The sequence below is a fragment of the Nocardioides zeicaulis genome, assembly GCF_042432345.1.
Lineage (GTDB): Bacteria > Actinomycetota > Actinomycetes > Propionibacteriales > Nocardioidaceae > Nocardioides > Nocardioides zeicaulis.
In genome coordinates this window covers 1,133,455-1,143,160 of the sequence record NZ_JBHLXH010000001.1, presented here as the reverse complement: position 1 = coordinate 1,143,160, position 9,706 = coordinate 1,133,455, and the positions used below count along the sequence as shown (strand labels likewise).

At 73.5% G+C, this 9,706-nt stretch carries 14 protein-coding genes; 12 read left to right on the top strand and 2 right to left on the bottom strand.

Annotated elements, in window-relative coordinates; translation table 11 throughout:
- Nucleotides 1–120 precede the first annotated feature (120 nt).
- Nucleotides 121–1,155, bottom strand: a complete 1,035-nt coding sequence (locus ACFFJG_RS05705) for an SGNH/GDSL hydrolase family protein (protein ID WP_378517633.1) — start codon at nucleotides 1,153–1,155, stop codon at nucleotides 121–123.
- Nucleotides 1,156–1,216: 61 nt separating this feature from the next.
- Here ACFFJG_RS05705 and ACFFJG_RS05700 point away from each other — a divergent pair, with 61 nt between their 5' ends.
- The 7 genes from ACFFJG_RS05700 to ACFFJG_RS05670 are packed head-to-tail and all read left to right on the top strand — an operon-like array spanning nucleotide 1,217 to nucleotide 6,114.
- Entirely contained in the window at nucleotides 1,217–2,611 is a 1,395-nt protein-coding gene (locus tag ACFFJG_RS05700) for a cystathionine beta-synthase (protein ID WP_378517632.1), read from the top strand.
- A complete protein-coding gene (locus ACFFJG_RS05695) occupies nucleotides 2,608–3,054 on the top strand; it encodes a hypothetical protein (protein ID WP_378517631.1) in 447 nt (148 codons plus the stop codon). The genes ACFFJG_RS05700 and ACFFJG_RS05695 overlap by 4 nt, the downstream gene beginning before the upstream one ends.
- An 18-nt stretch (nucleotides 3,055–3,072) precedes the next feature.
- Nucleotides 3,073–3,852: a TSUP family transporter gene (locus ACFFJG_RS05690; protein ID WP_378517630.1), complete on the top strand. Its 780-nt coding sequence runs from the start codon at nucleotides 3,073–3,075 to the stop codon at nucleotides 3,850–3,852.
- Between the two features lie 36 nt (nucleotides 3,853–3,888).
- On the top strand, nucleotides 3,889–5,019 hold the full coding sequence (locus ACFFJG_RS05685) for a YihY/virulence factor BrkB family protein (RefSeq protein ID WP_378517629.1): 1,131 nt from the start codon (nucleotides 3,889–3,891) through the stop codon (nucleotides 5,017–5,019).
- The gene (locus tag ACFFJG_RS05680; RefSeq protein ID WP_378517628.1) at nucleotides 5,016–5,417 is read left to right on the top strand and encodes an IMPACT family protein; all 402 of its coding nucleotides are present in this window, start codon (nucleotides 5,016–5,018) and stop codon (nucleotides 5,415–5,417) included. The genes ACFFJG_RS05685 and ACFFJG_RS05680 overlap by 4 nt, the downstream gene beginning before the upstream one ends.
- The gene (locus tag ACFFJG_RS05675; RefSeq protein WP_378517627.1) at nucleotides 5,369–5,653 is read left to right on the top strand and encodes a DUF1949 domain-containing protein; all 285 of its coding nucleotides are present in this window, start codon (nucleotides 5,369–5,371) and stop codon (nucleotides 5,651–5,653) included. The genes ACFFJG_RS05680 and ACFFJG_RS05675 overlap by 49 nt, the downstream gene beginning before the upstream one ends.
- On the top strand, nucleotides 5,653–6,114 hold the full coding sequence (locus tag ACFFJG_RS05670; protein ID WP_378517626.1) for a DUF6174 domain-containing protein: 462 nt from the start codon (nucleotides 5,653–5,655) through the stop codon (nucleotides 6,112–6,114). Before ACFFJG_RS05675 ends, ACFFJG_RS05670 begins: the two co-directional genes overlap by 1 nt.
- On the opposite strand, the gene ACFFJG_RS05665 is transcribed toward ACFFJG_RS05670, so the two are convergent.
- A complete protein-coding gene (locus tag ACFFJG_RS05665; protein ID WP_378517625.1) occupies nucleotides 6,098–6,454 on the bottom strand; it encodes a YchJ family protein in 357 nt (118 codons plus the stop codon). The two genes, ACFFJG_RS05670 and ACFFJG_RS05665, sit on opposite strands and share 17 nt — an antisense overlap.
- 89 nt (nucleotides 6,455–6,543) lie before the next feature.
- Here ACFFJG_RS05665 and abmR point away from each other — a divergent pair, with 89 nt between their 5' ends.
- From abmR to ACFFJG_RS05640, 5 genes are all read left to right on the top strand, one after another.
- Entirely contained in the window at nucleotides 6,544–7,140 is a 597-nt protein-coding gene (gene abmR / locus ACFFJG_RS05660) for an ATP-binding transcription factor AbmR (RefSeq protein WP_378517624.1), read from the top strand.
- Nucleotides 7,141–7,188: 48 nt separating this feature from the next.
- Complete coding sequence (locus ACFFJG_RS05655; protein ID WP_378517623.1) at nucleotides 7,189–7,725, top strand: DinB family protein; 537 nt, start codon at nucleotides 7,189–7,191, stop codon at nucleotides 7,723–7,725.
- A complete protein-coding gene (locus ACFFJG_RS05650) occupies nucleotides 7,722–8,204 on the top strand; it encodes a GNAT family N-acetyltransferase (RefSeq protein WP_378517622.1) in 483 nt (160 codons plus the stop codon). Before ACFFJG_RS05655 ends, ACFFJG_RS05650 begins: the two co-directional genes overlap by 4 nt.
- A 40-nt stretch (nucleotides 8,205–8,244) precedes the next feature.
- Nucleotides 8,245–8,898 (top strand): response regulator, encoded by a 654-nt coding sequence (locus ACFFJG_RS05645; RefSeq protein ID WP_378517621.1) that lies wholly within the window; start codon nucleotides 8,245–8,247, stop codon nucleotides 8,896–8,898.
- Nucleotides 8,899–9,017: 119 nt separating this feature from the next.
- Complete coding sequence (locus ACFFJG_RS05640; protein WP_378517620.1) at nucleotides 9,018–9,641, top strand: hypothetical protein; 624 nt, start codon at nucleotides 9,018–9,020, stop codon at nucleotides 9,639–9,641.
- Nucleotides 9,642–9,706 lie beyond the last annotated feature (65 nt).

Below are 9,706 nucleotides of genomic sequence, written 5' to 3'. Positions count from 1 at the left end.
ACCGGGGCCTCCGAGCCCCCGCCCCCGGGTATCTAGGGACGTTCTGGTGGGAAGAACGGCCCGATCGCCCACCAGAACGTCCCTAGATACCGAGCGGGGCGGGCGTGGGGACGGCGGGGGTCAGGAGGCGGTGCCGTCCTCGGCCATCGCGTGGTCCTCGTGCTGCTCGGGCGACTCGGCGTCGGTGGAGGGGCGGCGCCGGCGGTGGCGCAGCTCGACCCAGCGGCCACGGAGGCCGCGCTGGTTGCCGCCGACCTCGGTGCCGTCGACCTCCGTGCCGGGGGTGCGGGCCGCGCGCACGGCGGCCGCCGCGACGGGCAGGATGCCCTCGCGGCGCAGCGGCTCGGGCAGCGACTCGTCGGCCGGCAGCAGGTCGAGCGCGGCCAGGCACGACGGCACCAGCACCGACGCGAGCTGACCGTAGCCGTCGGCCGAGGGGTGGAACCGGTCCGGGCCGAACAGGACGGCCGGGGCCGCGTCGAACTCGGGGCCGAGGATGTCGCCGAGCGACACGGTGCGCCCGCCGTTCTCCACGACCGTGATGGTCTGGGCGGCGGCGAGGCGGCGCGACCACTCGCGCGCGACCTGCTTGAGCGGCGGCGGGATCGGGCGGATGGTGCCGAGGTCGGGGCAGGTGCCGACGACCACGCGCACGTCGGCCTCGCGCAGGCGGCGTACGCCCTCGGCGAGGTAGCGCACGGACGCCGACGGCAGCACGGTGTGGGTGACGTCGTTGGCGCCGATGAGCACGACGGCGAGGTCGGGGTGGGTGCCCAGCGCCGCGTCGACCTGGTCGGCCAGGGCGCTGGACTGGGCGCCGACGACCGCGAAGGAGCGCAGGTGCACGCGCCGGTCGGCCGCCGCGGCGACGCTGGTGGCGAGCTGCGCGCCCGGGGTGCCCTCGACGCGCTCGACGCCGTAGCCGGCGGCGCTGGAGTCACCGAGGAGCGCGATGCGGATCGCCGGACCTGGACGGCCGCGGCCGTACCAGCCGGTGGCGTCGGGCGGGGTGTCGGTCGCGTTGCCGATGACCTTGCGCGCGAGCCTGGCCTCCGCCACCAGGACGCCGTAGAGCCCGGCTCCGAGCACGGACAGGCCGCCCCCGCCGAGGGCGGCGGCGGACGCCAGCTTGCGTGCTGCTCCCGTTGACCCCACGCGACGATGCTACGCACCCGCCGAAGGGGGTTACGGGCCGGTAGGTCGCTAGATTGACCCGGTGCAGTACGCGAACTCCGTCACCGACCTGATCGGCAACACCCCCCTCGTCCGGCTCGGCCGGACCCTCGACCTGCCCGAGACCGCCGCCGACGGCCCGCTGGTCCTGGCGAAGGTGGAGTACCTCAACCCCGGCGGCTCGGTGAAGGACCGGATCGCCACGCGGATGATCGAGGCCGCCGAGGCGTCGGGCGAGCTGCAGCCGGGCGGCACGATCGTCGAGCCGACCTCCGGCAACACCGGGGTCGGGCTGGCGATGGTGGCCCAGCAGAAGGGCTACAAGTGCGTCTTCGTGTGCCCCGACAAGGTCAGCGTCGACAAGCGCAACGTGCTCAAGGCCTACGGCGCCGAGGTCGTGGTGTGCCCGACCGCGGTCGCTCCCGAGCACCCCGACTCCTACTACAACGTCTCCGACCGCCTCGCCTCGCAGCCGGGCGCGTGGAAGCCCAACCAGTACGCCAACCCGCACAACCCGCGCTCGCACTACGAGACCACCGGTCCCGAGATCTGGGCGCAGACGGAGGGGCGGATCACCCACTTCGTGTGCGGCATGGGCACCGGCGGCACGATCAGCGGCGTCGGGCGCTACCTCAAGGAGCAGAACCCCGACGTCCAGGTGATCGGCGCCGATCCGGCGGGCTCGGTCTACTCCGGAGGCACCGGCCGCTCGTACCTCGTCGAGGGCGTCGGTGAGGACTTCTGGCCCGACACCTACGACCGCACGGTCGCCGACCGCGTCATCGAGGTCTCCGACGCCGACTCCTTCGCCTTCACCCGCCGCCTGGCCCGCGAGGAGGCGCTGCTGGTCGGCGGGTCGTGCGGCATGGCCGCGTGGGCCGCGCGCCAGGTCGCGCAGGAGCTGGCCGAGGAGGGCCGCACCGACGCCGTCGTGGTGGTGCTGCTGCCCGACTCCGGTCGCGGCTACCTCACCAAGATCTTCAACGACGACTGGCTGGCCCAGTACGGCTTCGCCACCGGCGCCCAGGACGACCACCGCTCGGTGGGCGAGGTGCTGCGCGGCAAGTCCGGCCGGCTGCCCGACCTGGTCCACACGCACCCGGGCGAGACGATCGCCGAGGCCGTCCACATCCTCCAGGAGTACGGCGTCTCGCAGATGCCCGTCGTGCGCGCCGAGCCGCCGATCGTGGCGGCGGAGGTGGCCGGGTCGGTCTCCGAGCGCACCCTGCTCGACGCCCTGTTCGCCGGCACCGCCAAGCTCACCGACCAGGTCGAGGACCACATGTCGGGGCCGCTGCCGACGATCGGCTCGAGCGAGGCCGCCACCGACGCGGTCGCGCTGCTGGCCGAGGCCGACGCCGTGCTCGTGCACGAGGACGGCAAGCCGATCGGCGTGCTGACCCGCCAGGACCTGCTGACCTTCGTGGCCGCACCGTGAGTGCCCGTCGGCTGCTGGCCGGCGCCGTCGTCACCCTCGCCCTCGCGGGCGGGCTGACGGCGTGCGGTGGTGGCGACGACGTCGTGACGAGCACCGACCCGGTCGAGGTCGAGGTCGGCAAGGCGTTCTCGTGGGGCGACTACACCATCGACGACGGCTGGACGCTCGAGGCGATCAAGCGCTCGGCCGGCGGCGAGGAGGTGACGACGCCCGAGGTCAAGGGCACGATCACCAACCACGCCGACGAGGAGCGCAGCGCGCTCTTCGAGATCGTGTTCTCCCAGGACGGCTCGCCCCTCGCGACGGTCAACTGCTCGGCGCCGAAGATGGCCAAGGACCAGTCCCAGCAGTTCGAGTGCCCGGGCCTCAGCGCGATCTACCCGACCGGCTACGACGCCGTGGTGGCGCAGGAGTTCCGCAGGGACGACACGAGCGCCGGCTGACGTGTCCGCGGTGGCGTCGTGAGTGACCTCTCCCTCGAGGTCGTCGGCTTCCTCGTGCTCGCCGCGCTGGTGGCCGGCTTCGTGGACGCCGTGGTCGGGGGTGGCGGCCTGGTGCAGCTGCCCGCGCTGCTGATCGGGCTGCCCGGGGCTGCGGTCGTGCAGGTCGCGGCGACCAACAAGCTCGCCTCGTTCTGCGGCACCTCGATCAGCGCGGCGACCTACGTCCGCCGGATCCGCCCCGACCCGCGCACGTTCCTGCCGCTGATGCTGGCGGCGGGGCTGGGCTCGGCGGGCGGTGCGCTGGTGGCCTCGCGGCTGCCGCGCAGCGCGTTCGACCCGATCATCCTGGTCGTGCTGGTGCTGGTCGGCGCGTACGTCTGGTTCAAGCCCGGCGTCGGCGAGCTGACCCGGCTGCGCTTCCAGGGCGGGCGGCACGTGGCGGTGGTCGCCCTGACCGGGGTGACGATCGGCTTCTACGACGGCGCGATCGGCCCGGGCACCGGCTCGTTCCTGGTCTTCGCGCTGGTCGGCCTGCTCGGCTACAACTTCCTCGAGGCCTCGGCCAAGGCCAAGCTCGCGAACTGGGCCACCAACCTCGCGGCCCTGGTCGTGTTCGTGCCGCAGGGAGCGGTGCTGTGGCAGCTCGCCCTGCCGATGGCCGCGGCCAACGTCGCCGGCGGCTACCTCGGTGCCCGCGTGGCGATGGCGCGCGGCGCCCGGTTCGTCCGCGCCTTCTTCCTGCTGGTGGTCTCGGGATTCGTCGTACGACTCGGCGGCGGGCTGCTCGGCTGGTGGTGAGGGCCCGGCGAGGGCCGGGGCGGTAGCCTCCACCTCGTGGGAGCGGTGTCGGCAGTCGATGGGTTCCAGCGCCGTCATCCCGTGCTGGGGTTCCCGATCGCGGTCGTCTACAAGTACTTCGACGACCAAGGGCCCTACCTCGCCTCGGCGATGACCTACTACGCCTTCATCGCGATCTTCCCGCTGATGCTGCTCGGAACCTCGATCCTCGGGCTGATCCTGCGCGGGGAGCCGCACTGGCAGGAGCAGATCCTCAACTCGGCGCTCGCGCAGTTCCCCATCATCGGCGACGAGCTGGGCCGGCCCCAGGGCCTGCAGGGGTCGGTGTCCGGTGTGGTCATCGGGGCGCTCGCCGCCCTCTACGGCGCGATGGGGCTCGGGCAGGCGCTGCAGAACACCCAGCACGTCGCCTGGTCGGTGCCGCGCAACAGCCGCCCCAACCCGTTCTACGCCCGCGTCAAGACCCTCATCCTGCTGCTGACCGCCGGCATGCTGCTCCTCGCGGTCACCGTCGTCTCCACCGTCGCGAGCACCACCGACGTGTTCACCGAGGTCATCGGCGGCGGGATCAAGCAGCTGCTGCCGGTGCTGACCGTGCTGGTCGTCGGCACCGGCCTGACCTACCTCTTCCGCTTCGCCGCCACCGGGCAGCACTCGTTCTGGCGGGCCGCGCCCGGAGGCTTCACCCTCGCCGTGCTGTGGCAGCTGCTCCAGCTCGGCGGTGCGGCCTACGTCGACCGCACCCTGGTCAACACCTCCTCGATGACCAAGACCTTCGGCCTGGTCCTCGGGCTGGTCGGCTTCCTGTGGATCGGCTCGGTGATGGCGGTCCTGGCCACCGAGGTCAACGTCGTCCTCGCCCGCCGGCTGTGGCCGCGGGCGCTGCTGACCCCGTTCACCGACAACGTCCGGCTCACCGAGGCCGACAAGCGCGCGTACGCCTCCTACGCCCGGATGCAGCGCCACAAGGGCTTCGAGAAGGTCGTCGTGCGCTGGGACCCGGGGCCGGCCGAGAAGCCGGCGGAGGGGCAGGCCGAGGACCCCAGGGAGAACCCGGTCGAGAAGCCGGCCGGAGGGCCGGCCGGGGGATCGGCCGCCAGGGCGACGCCCGTCGCCGAGGACGCCGCAGGACCGACGCCGGCCGCGGCCGACGGCACACGGGCGTGACGTCCTACCTCACGCTCGCGGGTGACACGACGGGGGTGGTGGAGGACCGCGGGTCGCGCTTCGTGTGCCACCTGGCGCGGGTCCCCGACGAGGACGGCGCGCGCGAGCTGGTCGCCCGGCTGCGTCGCGAGCACGCCGGTGCCCGGCACCACTGCTCGGCCTTCGTGCTGGGTCCGCGGGGCGAGGTGCAGCGCTCCTCCGACGACGGCGAGCCGGCCGGGACGGCCGGGGCGCCGATGCTCGAGGTGCTGCGCGGCGCGGACGTGAGCGACGTCGCGGCCGTGGTGAGCCGGTGGTTCGGCGGCACGCTGCTGGGCGCCGGGGGCTGGTCCGGGCGTACGGCGACGCGGTGCGCGCCGCGCTCGCCGGGGCCGTCACGTTGCGCCGGTCGCTGCTGACCGAGCTCGCGCTCGAACTCGACCACGCCGACGCCGGCCGGGTCGAGGGCGACCTGCGGGGGCGCGGGGTGACCGTGCTCGGGGCGACCCACGCGGAGCAGGTCCGGCTGCTGCTCGCAGCACCCGCCGACCGGGTCGACGAGCTCCGTGCGGAGGTGGCGGCCGCGACCGGTGGTGCCGCCGTGCCCGCGGTCGTGGGCGAGCGGTGGGTCGACCTGCCGGGAGCACGCCCGTGATGTCGCAGGAGGACAGGCGGGCGACCGCGGTGCTCGCCGTCATGGCCGCCCTCGTCGTCCTCGCGTGCGGCACGTGGCTCGTGCTCAGCCGCTCGGCCGAGCGGCGGGCGGCGGAGGACCTCTGGGAGAGCCGGCAGCCGGCGTCGTACTCGTACACGCTCTCCTCGTGCAGCGGCATGTGCACCTACTGCCCGGTGCGGGTCACCGTCCGGGACGGCGCCGTGGTCGACGCGGTCGCCACCGAGGCCGGGTGCGACGACCCCGACCCCGCCGACGTCAGGACGGTCGACGACCTGTTCGACGTCGCGGCGCACGCGGACCCGTGGCTGTCCAGCGGCTCGACGACGATCACCTACGACCCTCGCTGGGGCTTCCCGACGATGATCGAGACGAGCTGCGGCGGGGGCACGGTCGACTGCGGGAGCGGCATCTCGATGGGCGACTTCACGCCCCTCGACTGACGACTCCGTCGACGTAGAGCCACCGGCCGGCCCGCTGCTCGAACCGGCTCACCTCGTGCATCGACCCGCCCTGCCACGACGCCACGAACTCGACCGTGTCGCCCTCGGCGGCCAGCACCTCGAGGCCCTTCCAGCGGGTGGCCGGGTCGGGGGCGACGTCGTCGGGTCGCGTGCGCGGGTGCCAGGTGCGGAAGAGGTGGTCGGCGTCGAGCCGCACGAACGCGGTGTAGCGCGAGCGCATCAGCTGCTCCGGGCTCGCGGCCTGCACGCGGTTGGCGAGCAGGGGGCCGCAGCAGTCGTCGTACGCCGCACCGGAGCCGCAGGGGCAGGAGGCCGTCACGGCTCGAGGCTAGCGGGACGGGGGCAACTCCGTGGACGTGTTTGCCCAACGGTGTAATGATGTAATCACCGCAACAGAAAGGGTCGACGATGACCGAGAACAAGAACGACGACGCGGGTCGCGGCCGCCGCGGCCGTGGGCGAGGGCACGAGCGCAGCGAGCGCAGCGAGCGCGGGCGCCGCGGCGGGTGGCAGGTCGCCGACCTCCCACCGGCCGACGACGCGGCCGACTGGTTCCGCGGACGCCTGCCCGAGGGGTGGTTCCGCGACGTCAGGGTGAGCGTGGACCGTGAGGAGATCACGGTCGTCGGCACCCTGGACGAGGAGGCCGACGGCGCCGAGGCGGAAGGCCGGATCAGCCGGTTCCGCGCCGAGACGAAGGTCGAGCGCATCGAGATCGCGCTGGAGGCGCAGGCGCGCTACGAGCGGAAGGTGTCGTGGGGCGCACGCCTGGGCGACACCGAGGCGCTGTTCACCCACGTGGCCGCGCCGGTGATGACCCGGCTGCGCCAGCCGGAGCGGCAGGTGCTCGACACGCTGGTCGACGCCGGCGTGGCCCGCTCGCGCTCCGACGCGCTGGCGTGGTCGGTGCGGCTGGTCGGCCAGCACGCCGAGGAGTGGCTGGACCAGCTCCGCGAGGCGATGGCCGAGGTCGACAAGCTCCGCGGCCAGGGCCCCGCGCTCTGAGCGAAATGCGTTGTCCGGCCCGCACGCGCGCCCACTAGCGTGCGGGCCATGACGATCGAGCGCACCCACCCGCCCGCCGCCAGTGACGAGGTCGGGATGCTGCGGGCCTTCCTCGACCACTACCGCGCCACGCTCCGGATGCAGGCCTCCGGCCTCACCGACGCCCAGCTCGACCAGGCGCTGCCCCCGAGCGACCTCACGCTCGGCGGGATGCTCAAGCACCTCGCGTTCGTGGAGGACTACTGGTTCTCCTACAACCTCGCCGCCCGCGAGCCCTCGCCCCCGTGGGACACCGCGCCCTGGGACGACGACCCCGACTGGGACTGGCACAGCGCCTCGGGTGCGGCGCACGCCGAGCTCGACGCGCTCCTGGTGGAGGCGATCGAGCGCTCCGACCGCTGCCTGGACGCCGCCCTGGCCGACGGCCGCGGGCTCGACCAGCAGGTGGCGCGGCCCCGCGACCCGGCCAAGGGGGAGACGGTCACCCTGCGCTGGGTGCTCGTTCACATGGTCGAGGAGTACTGCCGCCACGCCGGCCACGCCGACCTCCTCCGCCAGTCGATCGACGGCGCGACCGACGTATGAGCATCCGGACGGCGACCGAGGCGGACTGGCCGGCGATCTGGCCGTTCTGGCGCGACGTGGTCGAGGCCGGTGACACCTACGCCTACCCGCTGGGGGCCACCGCCGAGCAGGCGCGCGGCTGGTGGTTCGACGGCAGCCACGTGGTGGTCGTCGAGGAGGACGGCGCCGTGGTGGGCTCGGCGAAGATGGGACCGAACCGGCCCGGTCGAGGCTCTCACGTCGGCACCGCGTCGTTCATGGTCGACGCGGCGGCGCGCGGTCGCGGGGTCGGGCGCCGGCTCGGTGAGCACGTCGTGCAGTGGCATCGCGACCAGGGGTTCGCGGCGATCCAGTTCAACGCCGTCGTCGAGACCAACGCCGTCGCCGTGCGGCTCTGGGAGGACCTCGGGTTCGGCATCGTCGGCACCGTGCCCGCGGCGTTCGACAGCGCGACCCACGGGCGCGTCGGCCTGCACGTGATGCACCTCGACCTCGGGTGAGGCACGACGACCGCGCGCCGGTTCTGGTGGAATGAGCCCCATGGCCGACACGATCCGCGTCTTCCTCCTCGACGACCACGACGTGGTGCGTCAGGGGCTCCGCTTCCTGCTCGAGCAGCAGGACGACATCGAGGTCGTCGGGGAGGCCGGCACCGCGACCGAGGCGAGCGCCCGGATCCCGGCGCTGCGCCCCCACGTCGCCGTGCTCGACGCGCGTCTGCCCGACGGCTCCGGGATCGAGGTGTGCCGCACGGTGCGGGCGGTCGACCCCTCGATCAACGCCCTGATCCTCACCTCCTACGACGACGACGAGGCGCTCTTCGCCGCGATCATGGCCGGCGCCTCGGGCTACGTCCTGAAGGAGATCCGCAGCTCCGACCTCGTCGCCGCGGTGCGCCACGTCGCGGCCGGCAAGTCCCTCATCGACCCGGCGATGACCGCGACCGTGCTCGAGCGCATCCGCCGCGGGCCCGGGACGCCCGACGAGCTCGCCTCCCTCACCGAGCAGGAGCGGGTGCTGCTCGGCCACATCGCCGAGGGGCTGACCAACCGCCAGATCGCCGAGCGGATGTTCCTGGCCGAGAAGACGGTCAAGAACTACGTCTCGAGCATCCTGAGCAAGCTCGGCCTCGAGCGCCGCACGCAGGCCGCGGTGCTGGCCTCGAAGCTCCTCGCCGGCCCCGACCGGAGCTGAGCGCCCGAGACGGGACCTTGGTCCCTCGCGCACGTGACTGCGGGCCCTGACCTGCACGCGGCGATCGCGGGAGTCTGGTGGTGACCGGAAGAACCACACCACCGAAGGAGGGGATGACGATGAGCGTCATCCATCGCCACCGCAGCGAGGGCGTCACCGACACGGCACCCGTGGTGGGACAGGCCGCCGCGCCTGCCATCGAGACGCACGACCACGACCACCACGCCTGGTTCGACCGGGCCCTGGCCACGCTGCGGATCGCCTACGGGGTGACCTTCCTGTGGGCGTTCCTCGACAAGGCGTTCGCGCTGGGCTTCCACACCGGCTACGACCAGAGCGGCACCCTGGACCGGTTCGGACCGGCGGCGTGGGTCAACGGCGGCAGCCCCACCGAGGGGTTCCTCACCTTCGGGGTCCCGGCCGACAACCCGTTCCACGGGTTCTTCGCCTCGCTCGCGGGCCACGCCTGGGTGGACTGGCTGTTCATGGCCGGGCTCCTCGGCATCGGCGTGACCCTGCTGCTGGGCGTGGGGATGCGGATCGGCGCCGCGGCCGGCGCGCTGATGTACGCCTTCATGTACGCCGCCTCGCTGCCGCTGGAGAACAACCCCGTCGTCGACGACCACCTCGTCGGCATCATCGTGATGGCGGTCCTCGCCCTCGGCGCGGCCGGCACCACCTGGGGGCTGGGTCGCTGGTGGCAGCGCCAGGACGTGGTGCAGGAGCACCCGGTCCTGCGCTGACACCGAGTCCCAGGGGCCCGACGCCGTCCGCGGCGTCGGGCCCTTCCGCGCGTCCGGGCCGGCGC

Bases quoted from the DNA above. Each gene is read 5' to 3' on its own strand.
- ACFFJG_RS05670 (WP_378517626.1), top strand. From the start codon at position 5,653: ATGTCGCAGGAGGACAGGCGGGCGACCGCGGTGCTCGCCGTCATGGCC.
- abmR (WP_378517624.1), top strand. From the start codon at position 6,544: ATGACCGAGAACAAGAACGACGACGCGGGTCGCGGCCGCCGCGGCCGT.
- ACFFJG_RS05655 (WP_378517623.1), top strand. From the start codon at position 7,189: ATGACGATCGAGCGCACCCACCCGCCCGCCGCCAGTGACGAGGTCGGG.
- ACFFJG_RS05650 (WP_378517622.1), top strand. From the start codon at position 7,722: ATGAGCATCCGGACGGCGACCGAGGCGGACTGGCCGGCGATCTGGCCG.
- ACFFJG_RS05645 (WP_378517621.1), top strand. From the start codon at position 8,245: ATGGCCGACACGATCCGCGTCTTCCTCCTCGACGACCACGACGTGGTG.
- ACFFJG_RS05640 (WP_378517620.1), top strand. From the start codon at position 9,018: ATGAGCGTCATCCATCGCCACCGCAGCGAGGGCGTCACCGACACGGCA.